This window comes from Paenibacillus yanchengensis, from assembly GCF_042684845.1.
GTDB lineage: Bacteria > Bacillota > Bacilli > Paenibacillales > Paenibacillaceae > Pristimantibacillus > Pristimantibacillus yanchengensis.
In genome coordinates, this window is the sequence record NZ_JBHUMH010000012.1 from 184,098 (window position 1) to 203,236 (window position 19,139).

Below are 19,139 nucleotides of genomic sequence, written 5' to 3' on the forward strand. Positions count from 1 at the left end.
TTCTATCATTATAGTTGTTACTTGCAGATTAAGTCAAACATTTACATCACATATGTTGCAGCCCATTGAACGATAGTGGGTGATAGATATGTTTTGATAACAACAGCAACTATAAATACGAACACCATTATAATCGCTTGATTAGTATAACGAACGAACAATTGTTTTTCCACTAATTTGTGCTGTAGTACATGCTGCTGAATCATTCTCCAACTATATTGCATAGCGGCAACCGTCACAATTACTAATGCAGGAAGTATTAACAAATTATGTGGTGCTGTAGCTAAAATAGAAATGGTGAGTCCTTTCCAGCTAAATTGTTCGATGAACATCATCGTTGTAAAACCTAATATAGAACCTTTTAAAAATATGAAAACTAGTGACAAAGGTACTCCGATTACAGTCGCTCCTAACCCCCAAATAAGTAATAACCACTTCAATTGTGCCATAAACTCTGTAAAGAATTTAGGTGAATCGACACTACTTGGTTGTTGGAGCATATGTAAGTACTGGGCAATTTCTTGTGAAAGTAATTGTTGTTGATCAAGCGTTATATTGTGAGCAAGAACAATTCCGAATAAATAGCCGGCACCGATTAGACCAATAACAAATGCGTATAAATGTAAATTGCGATTTTTCATAGCTCTCCCACCTCACCCAACTATAGGTTGTCCATGTTATAGGTATGATGAAAGAAGCTATTCTATGACCGATTTGCTGCATTGTTGTTTATTTTTATTGCCACTTACCTGTAGCTAGATACTGTTTCCACGCCAATACTGCCAGCAACGTTTTCGCATCTCCGATCCGTCCATTGGCAATATAAGCTTCCGCTTCTTCTAACGTGATCGTAAATACATTTAAAAACTCATCTTCATCTAGCTGCTGCTGCCCCGACGTCACATCTTTGGCTATGTACAAATGAATCCATTCGTCCGCAAATCCCGGTGAAGTAGCAAACACACGATACAATTGTAATTCCGTAGCAATATAGCCCGTCTCTTCTTCTAATTCACGCGCAGCTGCCGTCTGAGCATCTTCCCCCGGATCTAACTTTCCAGCTGGAATCTCAATCTGCATTTTCTCGAGTGGCTTACGATATTGTTCTACAACTACTAGCTTCTGATCAACTAAAGCAATAACTGCTGCTGCTCCAGGATGCTTCACCAACTCTCTCGTTGCTTCCGTCCCGTCTGGCAATAAAACCGTGTCTACTTGTAGCGAAATTACTTTACCCGAAAATATTTTATTAGTTGCTATCGTTGTTTCCGTTTGTTCCCTTGTCACTTCATATTCCTCCACTATTTGTCACTCCTTATTATTAACCCAAAATATAATTGTTGTCTCATTTTGCATAATATTCTCCCTATCTACATACATTCTAAATACTATATGCACTAGGAGGCGTTTTTCATCAAAGTATACATGGATCATAATCAGTTACGAATCGTAGGTAAAGCTTGGCAAGTGAAATACCAATTACGACGTCTATCCCATCAATTCGGAGCAAAAAGTGCTTTAATTGATATCGTTCAAAAATAACCGACTACCTTCATATTAATAAAGGAGATGTACAGCTTTCCGTTCCACACTTGTACATCTCCTAATTAGGATAAATTCTGTTATTAATATTTAGTTTGCATCCACAGGCTGCTTTATAATTTCTACTACAAGTTCAGCAGTTAACACTAAATTATCCACTTTAATTCGCTCTTCTGTCGTATGAATATGTTCATAACCAACAGCTAGATTGATTGTTGGAACTCCTAAACCATTAAATACATTCGCATCGCTACCTCCGCCAGAATGGAACAGCTTCGCTTCTCTACCGAGCTTGGCAACCGCTTGTTTCGCAACTTCTACAACGGCATCACCATCTGAAAAATGAAATGATGGATACGCTAAATCACTAATAAATTCTGCTTTACCACCACATTCTTGGACAGCTTCTTCCACCGCTAAGCGCATTTTCTCCACTTGCTCATTCAATTTATGCTGCTGGATACTTCTCGCCTCAGCTTCGATTTGAATATAATCACATACAATATTCGTTGGACCTCCACCGATAAGCTTTCCGATATTAGCTGTCGTTTCTTCATCAATTCTTCCAAGTGGCATCTTGGCAATCGCTTTTGCAGCAATTTGAATAGCACTGATCCCATCTTCCGGATTAACACCAGCATGAGCTGATTTGCCATGAATATTCACTACAATTTGTGCTTGTGTCGGTGCTGCTACTGCAATTTCACCGATTTCACCATTAGAATCGAGAGCAAAACCCATTTCTGCTTGTAACAGCGCTGGATCAAGTGCTTTTGCTCCTACTAGCCCAGTCTCTTCACCGACCGTAATAACTAATTGTATCGCTCCGTGAGCAATTTTTTGTTCTTGCAAAATACGTACAGCTTCCAACAATGCAGCTATGCCAGCTTTGTCATCACTGCCTAGAATCGTTGTGCCATCACTACGTATGTAGCCATCTGAACCAAGTTGCGGTTTAATTCCTTTCCCAGGAGTTACCGTATCCATATGACACGTAAATAAAAGTGCTGGCAGCTTTTCCAACCCTTCGGTTGCTTTTATGTTAATAATGAGATTGCCAGCTCCAAATCCTGTTTTCTCCGCTGTATCATCTTCCAACACGTCAAGCCCCAATTGTGTAAACTTTTGCATTAGCACTTTACTAATGGCTGCTTCATCACCAGTTTCACTATCTACTTGCACAAGTTCCATAAATTCATCTATCATTCGCTGTTTGTTAACCATTACTATTTCCTCCAAACGTCATTTTCGTATACAATAGAGTTAATTATTAAATTGACAACATTTTTAGAAAGGAGTTACTTCGTATGCGCCAAAAAAAAATAATCAGAATTGTTGCTATTATACTAGCAGCAGCCATGCTTATTACTACACTCTTCGCCGGAATCGGCTCATTAGCATTATTTTAGACATCCGCTGTATAGCAGCTTGCCGCTTAATATTTTAAACACAGCAAGCTGCTCTCCTTTATTATCTTATGATAACTGCTTCATTTCAACTCGTATTTCTTTATATTTTCTAACGAAAACCAAACCGATCACAAAAAAAAGGCAGCAATTGCTCCGCTGCTTCTTCAACTGTTAACGATAACCCTGTCAAATTGTTAAATGAAGTTACCCCATACTGTTGAATGCCACATGGTATAATTCCGTTAAATCCTTCATATTCGATGCCCGCTTTAATATTCAGCGCAAACCCATGGCTCGTAATAAATCCCCTCGCATGGCGCGATTTATTGAACTTGATTCCAATGGCAGCAATTTTTTCATCTCCGACCCATACACCAGTAAATTCGGCTTTTCTCGTTGCTTTTATTTGATAAGTAGCCAACCAATCGATCATAACTTGTTCCATCGTACGCAAATGCTGGTGTAAGTTTAACCCTTCCGCAGGCAAAAACATAATCGGATAGCCTACCAATTGTCCTGGTCCATGGTATGTAATATCACCGCCACGATCTATTTCAAACAGCGTTATTCCCCGCTCTTGCAACTGCTCTTCTGTATACAATAAATGCTCCATATGTTTGCTCGTTCCAATGGTAAACGTCGGTGGATGCTGAAGAAGGAGCAGCGTATCCTCCCGCTCCCCCTCATCCAACTGCTTCACGTAAGCTTTTTGCAAATCCCATGCAGCAGCATACTCCATCAAGCCTATATACTGGGCATCTAATCGTCGAACCGAGCGATTTATTTCATTGCTCATGATCGTACCCCTTTTCTCTAGTATAGCGTACTCTCCGTATTGTAACTTTCCAAATTATCTTTTACTCGTTGTAAGAAACGACCACAAATGACACCATCTAATATACGATGATCTAATGACAAACAAAGATTAGCCATATATCGGACAGCAATCATATCATTAATAACTACAGGACGCTTCACTATAGACTCAAATGTAACGATAGCTGCTTGTGGATAATTTATAATCGGGTAAGATAAGATCGAACCAAATGATCCCGTATTATTTACTGTAAATGTCCCGCCTTGCATATCATGAAGCTTTAATTTCCCTTCCCGTGTTTTTCGGGCAAGTTCATCGATTTCTCGCGCCAAACCGGCGACATTTTTTTGATCAGCATTTTTAATAACAGGTGTCATTACGGAATCTTCCGTACCAACAGCAAGCGATATATTAATATCACGCTTTACAATAATTTTTTCATCTGTCCAACTAGAATTCATAATCGGATAATCTTTTATGGCATTTACTACCGCTTTTAATAAAAATGCTAAGTAAGTTAAATTGACACCTTCACGCTTACGAAATTCGTCTTTAAGCTTATTACGCAGCAACACGATGTTCGTTACATCCACTTCAATCATCGTCCAACCATGCGGTATAGTCGTTGCACTTTGCTGCATATTACGAGCAATCGCGCTCCGTATCGGAGTTACATCAATATAAGATTCCCCTTGACCCGTTGTAGCAAATGGTTCTACTTCGATTTTAGGTAACGGTGGCTGATCAGATAGATGAATACCAGTAGAACGAACTGGCTCTTCTTTCACTTCTGACGCTTGCGGTGCTTGTTTTGCTTGTTCATGAGCTCCAGAAGCAACATAATTCAGAACGTCCTTACGTGTAATTCTACCACCAAGCCCTGTTCCCGTTAATCTTGACAATTGAATACCATGCTCAAGTGCTAACTGCTGAACGGCTGGTGAATATCTATTCTTCAAAGAAAGTTCACCCGCTTGCTCTTTACTCGCCTCTTGCTGCGTGCCAGCTTCATTTTCCATTTGATCCTCCATCACGATTGGCTGATCATTAGCAGATAATGTATCACTAGTTTCCAGCAATGCAATAGCTGTACCAACAGGTACGGTTTCACCATTGCCTACCAATATTTTTTTAATTGTGCCAGAATAGGTAGCCGGCAACTCAGCAGTTACTTTGTCCGTTAAAAGATCACAAATCGGTTCGTATTTTTCTACATAGTCACCTGGTTGCTTCAACCATTTATCTATCGTAGCGGATACGAGTGATTCAGCAAGCTGAGGCACGACGATTTCCACCATTTTCTTCATAACTACCATCTCCTAATATAAAGCCAATTGTTTCATCGCATCTTTCAGCTTTTCCTTATTTAACATGAAAAACTTTTCTCCTGGTGGATTAATCGGCATTGCCGGTACATCCGGACCACAAAGACGCATAATAGGTGCGTCTAATTCGTATAAAAGCTCCTCCGCAATAATGGCTGACACTTCTGCTCCAATACCACCAGTGCGGTTATCTTCATGTACAATTAATACTTTGCCTGTTTTGCGTACTGCTTCCAAAATGGCTTCTTTATCAAGTGGTTGTAACGTTCGTAAGTCAAGTATGTGCGCTTCGATACCTTCTTCAGCAAGTTCAGCCGCAGCTTGTTCAGCAAACATTAACGGTAAACTATAACTAATAACAGTAATATCTGTCCCTTCCCGCAAAACATTCGCTTCCCCAATTGGTACAACATAGTCATCGTCCGGCACGTCACCACTCACTAATTTATATGACTTTTTATTCTCAAAGTATAGAACAGGGTCCGGATCACGAACAGCAGCTTTTAGCAACCCTTTCGCATCATACGGACGATACGGAGCCACAATTTTCAGTCCCGGAGTACCAAAAAAAACAGATTCCGGACACTGCGAATGATATAAACCTCCGAATATCCCGCCACCGATTGGCGCTCGAATTACGATTGGACAGCTCCAATCATTGTTAGAGCGATACCGAATTTTTGCCGCTTCACTAATAATTTGATTCGCTGCTGGAAACATAAAATCGGAATATTGCATCTCCGCTATCGGCTTCATACCATACATAGCAGCGCCAATCGCTACTCCAGCAATCGCTGATTCACTAAGTGGTGTATCTAATACTCTTTCTTCTCCAAACTGCTCCTGCAACCCTTTTGTCGTTGTAAAAACGCCACCCTTTACGCCAACGTCTTCACCAAGAATAAACACTTGATCATCCCGTTGCATTTCTTCTTGCATCGCAAGTTTAATCGCATCTAGATAATTCATCTTTGCCATTGCCCATTCCCTCCCCCATTATTACTGTTCGGCATATACATGCAGCAATGAAGATTCTGCTGATGGGAATGGTGCTTGATCAGCATAATCTGTTGCATCATCAAGCATTTGACGCAATTGCTGTTCAAATTGCTCATCTTGCTGCTCATCCCATAAACCACAATCCACCAAATATTGCTTATATCGAGGTAGCCCGTCTTTCGCTCTATGTTCATCCACTTCTTCCTTCGTGCGATAAACAAGATCATTATCCGAAGTCGAGTGTGGTGATAGCCGATACATCATCGCTTCAATCAAAGTTGGACCTTCTCCTGCAACAGCACGCTCTCTAGCTTCTTTCACATACTGATAAACGACAAGTGCGTCGTTCCCATCGATCTGATGACCTGGGAATCCATAGCCAGCAGCACGAGATGCTACACTTGCAGCCAGTTGTTTTCTAACAGGAACTGATATTGCATATTGATTGTTCTCACACATCATAATTACTGGTAACTTATGCACACCTGCAAAGTTACATCCTTCATGAAAATCTCCTTGGTTGCTAGATCCTTCACCGAAGGTAACAAAACTAACGAAAGATTTGCGCTGCATTTTGGCTGCCAGTGCAAAACCTACAGCATGCGGCACTTGGGTCGTCACAGGAGATGAACCTGTAACTATACGTAACTTCTTATATCCGAAGTGTCCTGGCATCTGTCTGCCTCCACTATTTGGATCTTCCTCTTTAGCAAAAACAGATAACATCAAGTCTCTAAGTGTCATACCTACACTAAGCACAAACCCATAATCACGATAATAAGGCAAAAAATAATCTTGATCATGATCTAATGCAAATGCAGCCGCTACTTGTGCCACTTCATGTCCAATGCCGGACACATGAAAATTCACTTTGCCAGCTCGTTGAAGCAACAATACACGTTCATCGAAACGGCGTGCTGTAATCATTACTTTGTACATATCAACAGCTTTTTCATTACTCAAACCTAACTCCACATGTGACAATTGTTGCTTTACTATAGACGATTGGGACATAGATTGACGCCTCCTATCCAATTCGTATCATTTTTACCTTTTGCAAACTAAACTGCATATACCATTTATCCACTACTAGCAAGCTACATATCTTATAGTATATAGTACTTAGCAGTAATTTATATCAGATACTATCACCTGGTACTAATACCATGTCTTATATTATACTCCTTCTTATTAAAAAATGAAATAATCATTCCTTAAAAAGAAAAAGATTGGCCATCTACAGCGAGCATTGCTTCATAAATCGCTTCAGATAGAGAAGGGTGTGCATGTGCTAATTGCCCGACTTCCCAAGGTGTTGCGTTCAACCAACCAGCAAGAGCCGCTTCCCCTATTAGATCCGTAGCTTGCGGACCTACAATATGAACACCAAGTATATCGTTTGTCGCCACATCCGCAATCACTTTTACAAATCCGCCAGTATCTCCGATAACATGAGCTTTGCCAATCGCTTGAAATGGAATTTTGCCGATTTTAATTTGTTGATGCTGTTCTTTTGCTTGCTTTTCTGTTAATCCTATCGACGCAATTTCTGGTTTAGAATAAATACATCTGGGTATATGCTTTGTCGTAAATTCCTGCGGTTTCTGTTCCAACATATGTTCAACAGCAATAATCCCCATACGGCTAGCCGCATGAGCTAACTGAATAGTACCGATACAATCTCCAATCGCATAGATATGCGGTTCACTCGTTTGTCCAAAACTATTAACTACAATACCTTTATCGCTATACGTAACATCCGTATTTTCTAATCCCAAACCATGGACGATAGGTGCTCTTCCAATAGCAATCATTAATTTGTCTGCTTGCAGTACAATTGATTTGTGTTCAGATTGTGCTTCTATTACAACAGCATTCGCTTCTACTCGGTAACTTTCCGCAGCGATCTCTGTACTCGTCAATATACGAACGCCTCTTTGTTCCAACTGTTTCGTTAATTCAGCAGCACTATCCCGATCTTCCCCAGGCAATAGCTGGTCTGCTGCCTCGACTATCGTTACCTGCACCCCAAAATCTTGCAGCATAGATGCCCACTCCACACCAATGACTCCACCACCGATAATAATCATCGATGCTGGTAACTGCTCCATTTGTAATGCTTCGTCGCTTGTCCACACATAACTTTTATCTATATTTAAGTTTGGAATTGTTTTCGGCTTCGCACCAGTAGCAATAATTAATTGTCCAAACTGCACTGTTTCCATTTCCCCGTTAACTAATTCCACAGCTAAAGAATCCGTACGTGGCGAAAAAATCGAAGGACCTATTAATCTTGCTTTTCCCTCCACTAATTGAATGCCATTTTTTTTCATTAAATATTGCAAACCTATATGTAATTCATCTACCGTTTTCTGTTTGCGCAGCTGTACTTGATCGAATTGTACGCTCACATTTTCAGTTGATACAGCAATGCCATATTGATCTGCTGCTTGCAACAATTGATATACTTCTGCACTACGAAGCAATGACTTACTCGGTATGCACCCTCGATGCAAACACGTACCGCCTAGTTTATTTTGTTCGACAATTACTACTTTTTTACCTAGCTGAGCAGCCCTTATCGCCGCTGTATAGCCGCCAGGACCACCACCTAGTATCGCTATATCCGCTTCAATCGTCATCGAACTTCCCTCCAGCTACATATGTCTCATTATATACAGAATACCTACTAACAATCAAAATAAGAAGTGATAAGTGTAATGCATTTTTATAGTAATAAACAAGTGAAAAAACAGAAAATTTTCGATAATTATAATGAAAACAGTTACAATTGCTTGACAATATGCTAAAATACAATCATTTAGACTAAATAAATCAAATGATGCCCTTTCTTCTTGTTCCAGAACAAGGTATCATTATATCAGTTATAACAGAAGGAGAATCGCTGGATATGAAACAAATCACTGCTCGATTTATAGCCATTATGTTGCTTGTCATTCCTGGCATCGTTGCTTGCTTAGGATTTCTCAATATGAAAAACGCCGTATTCCATTACTTCTCTGCTTTCGGAGACAGTGCCACCACGCCTAACTTTGAATGGTGGTTATTTATTTCTGGATTTGTTATGTTTTTCATTGGCGTTGGATTTATTGGCGGCTGGATATTTTTCCGCGATCGGAAACGGAATTATGTCTCCACAAAATTCAAAGAAAAACGTCCACGACCACCTAAACCGGGTTCCACTGGAACACCACCATCCCCACAATCACAACAATAAACAATAAGATACTTATCAAAAGAGCTGATCCTTCGCCTTGTTTTTGCGAACAGATCAGCTCTTTTATTACAACTGCAATAACAACCGAGCCACCGTAAAATAAATAACCAATCCCGTTCCATCTACTAACGTCGTAATAAATGGACCAGAGATAACAGCCGGGTCGGCTTTTAACTTATGCAACAATAACGGAAGCACAGCAGCTACTAATGAAGCCCAAATGACGATGGCTAACGCTGTAATCCCAACAACTAATCCTACATTATATTCTACACCAAGCATCCACGCTCTTGCAAAAGCAATAATAGCTATCGATAAACCAGTTAATAAACCGGTAGTTAATTCTTTTCTCACCACTTTAAAAATATCTTTAAACTGCACTTCACCCATTGCCAGCGCTCTTACTAAAGTCGCAACCGTTTGCGTCCCTGTATTTCCACCTGTACCAATCAATAAAGGAATGAAAAAAGATAAGGCAATAACTTCCGATAACGTTGTTTCATAATGACGCATAACATTTCCAGTATACGCCTCTGCTACGAACAAAATTAACAACCAAACAATTCGTTTGCGATACAATTGGAACGTAGACGTCTGAAAGTATGAATTTTCGAGCGGCTCACTACCACCCAATTTATGAATATCTTCTGTCGCTTCTTCCCTCATCACATCAATAACATCATCCACCGTTACAACACCGATGAGACGTAACTGTTTATCTACTACCGGAACAGCTACAAAATCGTAACGCGACAACAACTCCGCTGTCTCTTCTTGCTCCATCCATGCTGAAACAGATACAGCAGGAGCAATTATTTGTTCTAATTGCGTACTTGGCTGGGTGATAATAATATTTTTTAGCGACACAACGCCTAACAATACCCCCATCGCATCTATCACATATATATAAGACGTAAACTTAGCCGTCCGCCCAACTTTACGTATATGTTTCAACGTTTGTTCTGCTGTCCATTTCCCTCTAGCCGAAATATAATCGACTGTAGCCAAACTACCAGCCGTATCTTCCGGAAATGTCATCAACATCTCCACTTTTGTTCGATACTCATCAGGCAACAATTTCAACATATTTACAGCTTGATGCCGATGAATCGCTAACATCATATCAGCAACGACATCACCAGATATCTCCCTTAATATAGCAGCTGCTTTTTTAGCACTTAACCGATGTAATATCGAATATTGATGCAGTGGCATCAGTTGCTCGATTACTTCAGCAGCACTAGTTGGTGTAAGCAACGTCACGAACATCAATTGGCGCTCTTGATCCAGTTTTTCCATACTTTCCGCAAGATCAATTGGGCGATAAGAAGCGACCGTATCTTGTAGAGTTGCTTGTTCACCTTGATCAATTAATAATACCAACTGTTCCAAATTCATAATAACTACCTCCTTCGTTCTATATGCAACGTCAGAGCATGGATATATGTACATTATTTGGGGAGAATGCTATAATCATTATACGACTATAAACGATTAACGACTATAGTCATATAACACTATAAATCTATAGACGTTTAATGTCAATAGTCAACTTCCATACGCTGGGGGCAATACAGATGAGTCCAAAATACAAACTAATTTGTAATCTAAATAATATTCTCCAAACAAAAAATATTACTCCATACAGACTTGCAAAAGATACCCAAGAACGAATCGGTACGATCTATAAACTAGTTAGCAACGACATAGAAGACGCTAGAATTCCCGCAACATTAATAGCAAATATATGCGGTTATTTAAATATTACGATGGGTGAACTGTTTACGGTCATTCCACTCGAAGAGCATGTAGAATAACACACTTTGATTATAAAGGATAAAATAAGGAGGGAAAGCAATCGATGGACGAAGTGACTAAAACAATAAATCATCGGTAGAAATAGCTAAACAAAATTTAGTCTACATTCAAACAGAAGAATTCACACCTAATAGTCCTCATGTAGGTAAATTACTTTTTGGTTTTTTTCTCATCATTTTAAACTTATTTTTACTTTTCGTTATTCCGTTTCTTTTCTTAATCCCACTCGCAGCTTTAATTTTTGGTATTATAATGATCGTTCTATCCTTTATCTCTACTAAAAAAGAAGCCTGTCCTATTTGCGGTGGCGATGTTAGTATCGTTTCCGATACAGTAAACACAACATGTTCAAAGTGTAAGTCCAACTTAATAATAGATTGGAAAGTAGCAGAATAAATTATTCCTCCAAAAAAGTCATCGATAGGGTGCATCAACTGTGCTGTACTACACTACTATTTTATACATAAAATCATGCTATTTATTCTATATCGAAAAACTGATCTACAAGCCCATTGTAAACATTTCGGTGTCGGGCTAATCCCTATACCGAATCGTTACATTGGCATATTATTGAATCACAATCACATTATTTTCAAGAACTTGTTAACAGCATTATCCTCTTCTGAAAGCCACCACGTTCTTCACGCTTTCTTTGACGAATATTCTCTAGTTCTTCCCTTACAACCCCTTTGCTTTCGGCAATACTATATATAATCTCTAACAAATCAGACAATTCTTCCATCTGCTCGTTTACATTCTTCGCTTGAAGAAATTCATTTAATTCTTCTTGCAACTTCAATTTTAATGCCACCTCATATTCTTCCTCATTGAGAAAGCTAATGTCACATTGCTGACCATTAGTTTCAACAATTTGTGGTATTTTATCACGTACAAGCTTATTATATATTTTCAACTCCAAGCCTCCCGTTCATTTTAAACCTATTCTCTAATCCAATTTGTTTTAATGATAACTTGTTGCAGAGACAGTCCACCTGTATTCTTCGACTCCTATATTCACCCTCAGTGCATTGTAATAAAATCCATGTTTTATCTAGCCACTGTGTCATCATATCCATAATAGAACGTCATTTCCCAAAGGCAGTGGGCAATAAAGCTTTCATTTGACATAGTATCTAATGACTTCTTGTCAATGTAGTAACCTAGCCATTCATTAAATTTGCTTGATGCTATAGAGTAGCCAGTCCATTCGTCGTCCTTACCACTAACGTCAAAAGAGAGTGAATCATCATCTTCATCAAACGCATTGGTACATATCCATTCACCATCAATTTCTTCTTGGAACACATTGATATAAATGTACATATTAGTTTCGTTATCTTCAGGTATAATCAATTTCAGTTTTTCATATAGCATACTAAACTTTTCAAATCTGTCTTTTTTAGTTGGATATTGGACAATAAACTTTTTCCAAACCTTTGTAAAATCTGTAATGGAAATCAACTCTTTGAATGTCTGCATATTTCCACCACCATCTAAAGGTTTCCAATTGAGGTCACGTATATCATCGTTAGTGGGTTTCCTAACAGATTGTTTACAACTTTCCTCACATGCCCCAAACTTTAGAAAATTCTTCTGCCCTTGTCTTAAGGATGCTATGTTTGCTCCACCCTCATAGTCAGGGTCATCCAATTGAACACCATCATCTTCCCAAAAACAAATTTCACATATATCATAAGTACCTGGAGGTTCTTCATCTAATGTCTTATAGCCGCAACAAGGACAAGTATATTTTATTATCATTTTCATTCACTCCATATTGTATAAAATCGTGCTTTCTTGTTTCTTGGCTAGCTAAAGACATACAAGTCGAAGTGTATTTCTGCACCTATTGAAATTTCTAAATCTATTATCCTACTTCCTAAATACATCGCAGGCATTTCATTGTTTTCAATTTGAACAACTATTATAAACAAAAAGGATAAATCATTATTGCTTTTGATTTCTTGGAGTTCATATTGTTTGTTTTCAAGGACATTAAGAAGTAAATTCAGCTGTTCATTTATATCATTAGATTCTGATAACCTGTGCTTAATTCCCAAGCAGTTTCTTTTCTATAATGAGTATTAGTTGAAATAATGTTGGGATTTTGGGGTCTAACGATTTTATCACCTTTATTGTGCTTTCTGTTGGTTCAATTTCAAGTTTATTTGTTACTTCATCCGATGAAAACATCTCACCAAAAATTTTGAAATAAGCCATTACTTTTGTTTTGTCCAATAAATTATACCACCTTCGATAAAATCATTCTTACAATAAAACAATTGTACCATGTACTGGAATAAACATCTTTATCGTATCGTTAAATTTTACTGTGTCGCTGACTAGTAGTGCTGCTATACCCCTTTCATCATTCATGCAACTTCATGTTGATGTAAACTATCCCCCCATTCGCCTAAAGAACTAGAGTTCTATCCTAGTCATCGATGCTTACGTTGATAGATTAGTCCTAGAAGAATTGGGGTTTTAGGTGTATTCGGGTACCAAAGCGGGGCAAAAACCTTATCGTAGGGAGGACCTTCTTAAGCCCTATCTTTACTGCTATATGAACGGCATCCGCTCCTTCGCAAAATGAAAAACGAAACGAAACATTGAACTGATGTGGCTGATAGGCAAACTCCAGCCGGACCATGGCACTTTATCTGCTTTCATGAAGAATAACCAAATGGCTATAAAAAGCTGTTTAAAGAGTTCACCTTAAAGTTAGAAAATACGTGCTTGTCTGGGCACTCGGCAAAGAAAAAACCGCCAGATTTGACGGTCAAATAATACATAAATATTTACTCGAGTTTAGAAAAGTCTACTGCATATGTAACAGATATTTCTTTCCCTGCATAGAGATATACCAATTCCGCTTTCTTACTAAAGTCAACTTCACTCAAATCAAAGTAAACCAACAAAATGTTTTGATATGCTGGCGATTTGAAGGATTTGACGATACAATTAATAAAGGCGCATTATGTGGTGTTTGCCAAGTTAATTGCAAAGAGTTCTCCACCTCACACTTTACAGGCACACTGTTTGTAATATTAATCCAACATGCTAAGCCATTAGCATTATTATTATTTACATCATCTATACCGCGTTCTCTCGCATGTAAATATAGCAATCCCAGGCTCACTAAATGTATCATTTGTGATAATTTTAAACTTGTTCCCCTGTATCATAAACTCTTCACTACTTACAAGGTTCAGATTTATTGAAGCGATAGACAAATATTCTGTTACCTTATTCTGTATGAGTGTTAACACTTTGCCTTCTCTAAACGACGGATTACTATTGTCTATAAAAGCGTGTACAGCCTCAAAACGACAATCAAGATTGAACAAGATTTTATGTAGAACATGCCTAATAAACACCTTGCTCTCTGCATCGTCACTCGATGGAAGCAATCTAACTTTTCGCTCTAGCTGATCTATTCTATTTTGTAACGAATCAGCAAAATCATAAACAATCATATCATCAAATTTAAGGCATGCCAGAAGTTGAGAATTGTTAGCAATAGATTCGAGTACAAATAATGCTTTTTGGTAGATTTCTTTCTTATTTTAGCTTGATGTAGGAATGTATGCATCCTTTCGATTGTTTACAGTAAATTGATCAAACAAAAAAGTCTACCGATGTGGTAGACCTGATTGTTGCCTATGTTTTTATTATTTATTTGTGTTTTCCCTAATATGTGTAAGTAGTCTAATGATTTCACCGAAACCAACGGTAAATAGGGCAGTAATAGCAGTAGTAACAATAATTGATATACCATATACCCACCTCAAAGGATGTGGTTCATGTATATATGTATACGTTGATAGTGGGTCTTTTAAAGTTGCAATAATTAAAATACCTACAATAATGCCTATGATCAATTCTGCAATACCTATTTTATAGAACAAATCAGCAATTGGATTAGTTTTATATGTATTGGTTCGAACAGGTTGATTCTGAATAATTTTATCTATTTCGCTGTTCATATACTAACCTCTTTTCCTCTGAGCTAATAAAAATGAAACGAAAAAATTCAATAATGATAATGATACTATTGCAATCGATACTAATTCGTATTTATTGAACATACCAAATGACATAGTTGATAAAATTAATTTTGGCGAAAGTTTCAATATTGTTTGTAAAACTAAATAGATTGCTACACCACATATAGCGATAATTGTTGCTGGTTTTAATTTCATAACATCCAATCCTCCAACCCCTATATTTTCCATAATGATATCATGATTTACAAACTAGGTCTATAGTATTAGGAAAATAATAGGCTAATGGTCTGTCAATCCTGACTAAATGGCACAGTATCTTTGACAAAATATAATTGTAAAATTATTTATCTATTTATGATTTATCTTCTGGATTCGGTTCAAAAATCATATCATCAATCATGCCGTGAGAATAAAGTTCTTGACTCTCATATGTCAAAAATCCATTTTTTATTTTCTAATTTTGAAATTTTCCATTTATGCGAAAGTGGATATGCTTCCACCCCTCATTTTCGTTTTGAGGTATCGACTATGCCACCTTTATGTAACCACTCTGCGTTTATGCATACCTCTTTTCATACATATAACCTACCTGCTCACAACTCACCAATGAAAAACTAGCATAATAAACTGACATTATTCCCCTACGAACATCTATATCACTGCTAATTGGATAGTAATTATCCGCTCCTTATAAATAAAAAATAGAAGCAGCTCTCGCTACTCCTAATATACAAAATATGCTATAATCAGACTCATGCAATAGTTTGGCTTATATGGGCGGTCGGCTACCTCCATGAAAGGAGGGATGCCTTATGACAGTATACGAAGCACTTATTTTAATGCTTACATTTGGTTTATTAATCGTTGCGATACTGTCATTCAGAAACGACAAATAGACCGCCCCTGTGACAAGGTAATCGGTCTATTTTTACGTATTATCACGTTCAGAGCCTACCGCCCTTAAAAGCGGTTATTGTAGAACTGGAGTCATGTTACCAGCATGGCTCCTTTGTTATATCCATATTATCACTAGCTAAATATAATTTCAATACCAACTAAACCTATATGACATAAAAAATTGTACGAAATCACTCTTAATTGATTATTGTTTAGACATACAATTTCCCTGATTTCCTCGCCTGTACAGCTAGTGCATGACTATTGACTAAATCATCATGATTCTTATACTGTCTGATATGACCTGATTGCACTTTTTTTGCATCTTCAATTTGAAACGTGTCTTTAAGGTACATTTCAATAAGTCGTAGCATTTGCTCATAGATTACTAACGTTTTACGTGACAGATTTTTTGAGGAACAGTAAAGCATGAAATTATCAAGTTGAAACTCAAAATTAGTCAAAAAAATCACTCCTCCACTGGGAATAGACTACCCAATAAAGAAGTGAAATTTATACGTTTATCGTAATGTTGTTCATAGGTTTATAATGGGAGGTTTCAAACACATTTACCAGAATTGGTTGGTATATTATTCCTCGAAAACCCTTACCAACCTAGCTCTAAGACACCTTATTCTCAATTCTCAGCTTATCTGCCACCATCGCTATAAATTCGCTATTCGTTGGCTTGGATTTGCTAATGTTGATGGTGTAGCCGAATAAATGGCTGATGCTGTCGATGTTGCCACGTGTCCATGCGACTTCGATTGCATGACGAATCGCTCTTTCGACGCGAGATGGCGTTGTTTTGAATTTTTCGGCAATGGCAGGATATAATGTTTTCGTAATTGCGCCCAATATTTCAATGTTATTATAAACCATTGTAATTGCTTCTCGTAAATACTGATATCCTTTAATGTGCGCTGGAACACCTATTTCGTGAATAATGCTTGTAATGCTGGCGTCCAAATTTTTTCCTTTTGCCATAGGAACTACATTTGTTTTAATGACTGACGTAAAGTTGTTAGCAAAGGATGATGATACATTTGTAGTCATTCCACCAACTAATTGTCTTATTCTGCTTGTCAATAATTCTAGATCGAATGGTTTTAAAATATAATATGATGCACCTAACTGTACTGCTTTTTGTGTAATGCTTTCTTGACCAAAAGCGGTTAACATAATTACTTTGGGACTTGATGAACCTAGATCCATATCACGCATACGTTCTAAAACACCGAGTCCATCCAGATGCGGCATAATGATATCCAATATAAGTACATCGGGTAGCTTTGAAGATGTTTCTAAATACTGCAATACCTCTTCTCCGTTATAAGCTACACCACAAACATTCATATCACCTTGCTCAGATATGTATTCAGATAATAAGCTTACAAATTCTCGGTTGTCATCAGCCAACAATATATCGATTTTGTGCAAAGCAAAATCCTCCTTTAATTTGTACTTATCTGTTCGTTCTTATAGTTGTGTAACTGTAGTTTTCGACACAGACTATGAAATTCCTTCTGTCGAAAAATTTTTTTGTTTATTTATTTTTAAAAATTCGCTATAATTAATATTTTGTAACAACATCTGATTGGATTCGAATTCATTCGACAAAAAAAATAAAACAGACACCTTTTTAGGAGGCGTCCGTTTTAATAATTTATACGGCGATAGGCAATGGATGATTAATCTCATCTGTGATAAAAGATTGGGATGGAGTCGCCTTAATGACGTCTGCATCTTGCAACATCCACTCAATAAAACAACCATAACCAGATGATGGATCATTTACAAAAACGTGTGTTACTGCTCCAATAAGTTTGCCATTTTGCAATATAGGACTACCTGACATCCCCTGTACAATTCCACCGGTTTTCTCCAGCAATCTTTTGTCTGTAATTTTAATTACCATACCTTTTGTTGCAGGTGCATTTTGTTTGGTGACATGTGTAACTTCAATATGAAACCTTTCGACCTTCTGCCCATTAACAACTGTCCATATTTCTGCTGGTCCAGTTCTAACATCTTCAGAAAAAGCTACTGGCACAGGTTGTAAACTATATCCTTCTTTAGGAGCACTATGCATTTTACCAAAAATACCAAATGCCGTATTGCGTTCCACATTACCAAGTACTTGATCTTCTTTCACAAATTGCGCTCGTTTTTCACCAGGTTCACCAGTTTGGCTTTTGTTAATTGAAGTTACATTGGACTGCAACACTTTACCTTCTCCAACTTCTACAGGTGTTTGTGTATCCATGTCCGTTATAACGTGCCCAAGCGCTCCGTAACGACCTTTTGCCGGATCATAGAACGTTAGAGTGCCAACACCCGCTGCTGTATCTCTAATATACAATCCCAAGCGCCAAGACTTATCGAATGAATCAAAAGTAGGAGCAAGTACTGTTTCTTTTATTAAGCCATTTCGCTTATATTTAATTTGAAGTGGTTTCTTTTTATCGGTATGTTTGCGTAATAAATCGGCCACTTGCTGAACCTCGGTAACTTTTGAACCATTGATATTTGTAATTAAATCACCGAGCTTCAATCCTGCTTGTTCACCAGGAGATAACTTAGTCCCAGTTCCATCGGCAACTTGATGATGCCCCACAACAAGTACACCAGCAGATTTCACTTTTACTCCGATCGTCTGCCCACCAGGAATAACTTTCAGATCCGGTATTACATTAACGTCAATCGTTTTAATAGGAATCTTACCGAATAATTTCATTTGTAACTTGGTGTGACCACTCTGTGAAGGCTGTAAAGCTAACGGGTTTTTCAAATTAACAGATACTGTTTGTGCTGTAGAACCATTAATTTTTAGCACTTGTGGGTTAACGGTCGCTTCTGCTTGTACGGGTACTCCATATTGCAAATGCTTCAATTGCCCTGTGAATAACCTTAATTCATTAGGAATGGAAACAAATTGCTGAAAAGTGGAGGAGCTGCTAATCAAGCAGATAATAAGTACGAGTAAAAGACCGAACCACCGTTTCCGTTGACTGGAATTCAATGATCTCACGCTCCCTGACTTTCCATCGCAAGACGAAAAAAGTTATATCGCCACTGGCGTACTTA

21 protein-coding genes and 2 pseudogenes are annotated in these 19,139 nt (G+C 37.9%); 5 read left to right on the forward strand and 18 right to left on the reverse strand.

The features are described 5' to 3' along the window. Positions 1–41 precede the first annotated feature (41 nt). Together spoIIM and ACFSTH_RS04655 are read right to left on the reverse strand one after the other, a co-directional pair. Positions 42–641 (reverse strand): stage II sporulation protein M, encoded by a 600-nt coding sequence (gene spoIIM, locus ACFSTH_RS04650; protein WP_377771788.1) that lies wholly within the window; start codon positions 639–641, stop codon positions 42–44. Positions 642–735: 94 nt separating this feature from the next. Beyond that, on the reverse strand, positions 736–1,302 hold the full coding sequence (locus ACFSTH_RS04655) for an NUDIX hydrolase (RefSeq protein WP_377771790.1): 567 nt from the start codon (positions 1,300–1,302) through the stop codon (positions 736–738). Between the two features lie 123 nt (positions 1,303–1,425). Here ACFSTH_RS04655 and ACFSTH_RS04660 point away from each other — a divergent pair, with 123 nt between their 5' ends. Continuing rightward, the gene (locus ACFSTH_RS04660) at positions 1,426–1,542 is read left to right on the forward strand and encodes a hypothetical protein (RefSeq protein ID WP_377771792.1); all 117 of its coding nucleotides are present in this window, start codon (positions 1,426–1,428) and stop codon (positions 1,540–1,542) included. 90 nt (positions 1,543–1,632) lie between these two features. On the opposite strand, the gene ACFSTH_RS04665 is transcribed toward ACFSTH_RS04660, so the two are convergent. Beyond that, positions 1,633–2,766 carry a M20/M25/M40 family metallo-hydrolase gene (locus tag ACFSTH_RS04665; RefSeq protein ID WP_377771795.1) on the reverse strand — a complete coding sequence of 378 codons (1,134 nt, stop codon included), beginning with the start codon at positions 2,764–2,766 and terminating at the stop codon, positions 1,633–1,635. Between the two features lie 83 nt (positions 2,767–2,849). Here ACFSTH_RS04665 and prli42 point away from each other — a divergent pair, with 83 nt between their 5' ends. After that, the gene (gene prli42 / locus ACFSTH_RS04670; RefSeq protein WP_377771797.1) at positions 2,850–2,951 is read left to right on the forward strand and encodes a stressosome-associated protein Prli42; all 102 of its coding nucleotides are present in this window, start codon (positions 2,850–2,852) and stop codon (positions 2,949–2,951) included. A gap of 109 nt (positions 2,952–3,060) precedes the next feature. Here the strand turns inward: prli42 and lipB are convergent, their stop codons facing one another. The 5 genes from lipB to lpdA form a co-directional block, all read right to left on the reverse strand. Next, on the reverse strand, positions 3,061–3,747 hold the full coding sequence (lipB, locus tag ACFSTH_RS04675; RefSeq protein WP_377771799.1) for a lipoyl(octanoyl) transferase LipB: 687 nt from the start codon (positions 3,745–3,747) through the stop codon (positions 3,061–3,063). A 17-nt stretch (positions 3,748–3,764) separates the two neighbouring features. Beyond that, a complete protein-coding gene (locus tag ACFSTH_RS04680; RefSeq protein WP_377771801.1) occupies positions 3,765–5,075 on the reverse strand; it encodes a dihydrolipoamide acetyltransferase family protein in 1,311 nt (436 codons plus the stop codon). Positions 5,076–5,087: 12 nt separating this feature from the next. Continuing rightward, on the reverse strand, positions 5,088–6,071 hold the full coding sequence (locus tag ACFSTH_RS04685; RefSeq protein ID WP_377771803.1) for an alpha-ketoacid dehydrogenase subunit beta: 984 nt from the start codon (positions 6,069–6,071) through the stop codon (positions 5,088–5,090). Positions 6,072–6,092: 21 nt separating this feature from the next. Next, a complete protein-coding gene (locus ACFSTH_RS04690; protein ID WP_377771804.1) occupies positions 6,093–7,106 on the reverse strand; it encodes a thiamine pyrophosphate-dependent dehydrogenase E1 component subunit alpha in 1,014 nt (337 codons plus the stop codon). 200 nt (positions 7,107–7,306) lie between these two features. Then, positions 7,307–8,734, reverse strand: coding sequence for a dihydrolipoyl dehydrogenase (lpdA, locus tag ACFSTH_RS04695; RefSeq protein ID WP_377771806.1), 1,428 nt, complete (start codon positions 8,732–8,734; stop codon positions 7,307–7,309). Between the two features lie 269 nt (positions 8,735–9,003). Between lpdA and ACFSTH_RS04700 the strand changes: the two genes are divergently transcribed. Then, a complete protein-coding gene (locus ACFSTH_RS04700) occupies positions 9,004–9,330 on the forward strand; it encodes a DUF2627 domain-containing protein (RefSeq protein ID WP_377771808.1) in 327 nt (108 codons plus the stop codon). A 66-nt stretch (positions 9,331–9,396) separates the two neighbouring features. Here ACFSTH_RS04700 and mgtE read toward each other — a convergent pair whose 3' ends face one another. Next, the gene (gene mgtE / locus ACFSTH_RS04705; protein WP_377771810.1) at positions 9,397–10,728 is read right to left on the reverse strand and encodes a magnesium transporter; all 1,332 of its coding nucleotides are present in this window, start codon (positions 10,726–10,728) and stop codon (positions 9,397–9,399) included. Positions 10,729–10,907: 179 nt separating this feature from the next. On the opposite strand from mgtE, the gene ACFSTH_RS04710 reads away from it, so the two are divergent. After that, complete coding sequence (locus ACFSTH_RS04710; protein WP_377771812.1) at positions 10,908–11,147, forward strand: helix-turn-helix domain-containing protein; 240 nt, start codon at positions 10,908–10,910, stop codon at positions 11,145–11,147. Between the two features lie 593 nt (positions 11,148–11,740). Here ACFSTH_RS04710 and ACFSTH_RS04715 read toward each other — a convergent pair. From ACFSTH_RS04715 to ACFSTH_RS04740, 6 genes and pseudogenes are all read right to left on the reverse strand, one after another. Beyond that, positions 11,741–12,061, reverse strand: a complete 321-nt coding sequence (locus ACFSTH_RS04715; RefSeq protein WP_377771814.1) for a phosphoribosyl-ATP pyrophosphohydrolase — start codon at positions 12,059–12,061, stop codon at positions 11,741–11,743. A 134-nt stretch (positions 12,062–12,195) separates the two neighbouring features. Then, positions 12,196–12,627: a DUF6557 family protein gene (locus ACFSTH_RS04720; protein WP_377772057.1), complete on the reverse strand. Its 432-nt coding sequence runs from the start codon at positions 12,625–12,627 to the stop codon at positions 12,196–12,198. Positions 12,628–12,642: 15 nt separating this feature from the next. Further along, positions 12,643–12,903: pseudogene (locus ACFSTH_RS04725) on the reverse strand (CPCC family cysteine-rich protein); the annotation flags it as partial. Between the two features lie 53 nt (positions 12,904–12,956). Further along, positions 12,957–13,368 (reverse strand): annotated as a pseudogene (locus tag ACFSTH_RS04730) (DUF4279 domain-containing protein). A 1,451-nt stretch (positions 13,369–14,819) separates the two neighbouring features. Next, positions 14,820–15,134 carry a hypothetical protein gene (locus tag ACFSTH_RS04735; protein ID WP_377771816.1) on the reverse strand — a complete coding sequence of 105 codons (315 nt, stop codon included), beginning with the start codon at positions 15,132–15,134 and terminating at the stop codon, positions 14,820–14,822. Positions 15,135–15,137: 3 nt separating this feature from the next. Then, positions 15,138–15,350, reverse strand: a complete 213-nt coding sequence (locus tag ACFSTH_RS04740) for a hypothetical protein (protein WP_377771818.1) — start codon at positions 15,348–15,350, stop codon at positions 15,138–15,140. Positions 15,351–15,967: 617 nt separating this feature from the next. Here ACFSTH_RS04740 and ACFSTH_RS04745 point away from each other — a divergent pair. Continuing rightward, positions 15,968–16,051, forward strand: coding sequence for a putative holin-like toxin (locus ACFSTH_RS04745; protein WP_377772059.1), 84 nt, complete (start codon positions 15,968–15,970; stop codon positions 16,049–16,051). A gap of 213 nt (positions 16,052–16,264) precedes the next feature. On the opposite strand, the gene ACFSTH_RS04750 is transcribed toward ACFSTH_RS04745, so the two are convergent. The 3 genes from ACFSTH_RS04750 to spoIVB form a co-directional block, all read right to left on the reverse strand. After that, positions 16,265–16,516 (reverse strand): hypothetical protein, encoded by a 252-nt coding sequence (locus tag ACFSTH_RS04750; protein WP_377771820.1) that lies wholly within the window; start codon positions 16,514–16,516, stop codon positions 16,265–16,267. Between the two features lie 157 nt (positions 16,517–16,673). After that, positions 16,674–17,492: a sporulation transcription factor Spo0A gene (spo0A, locus tag ACFSTH_RS04755; protein WP_377771822.1), complete on the reverse strand. Its 819-nt coding sequence runs from the start codon at positions 17,490–17,492 to the stop codon at positions 16,674–16,676. A gap of 226 nt (positions 17,493–17,718) precedes the next feature. After that, on the reverse strand, positions 17,719–19,074 hold the full coding sequence (gene spoIVB, locus ACFSTH_RS04760; protein ID WP_377771824.1) for a SpoIVB peptidase: 1,356 nt from the start codon (positions 19,072–19,074) through the stop codon (positions 17,719–17,721). Positions 19,075–19,139 lie beyond the last annotated feature (65 nt).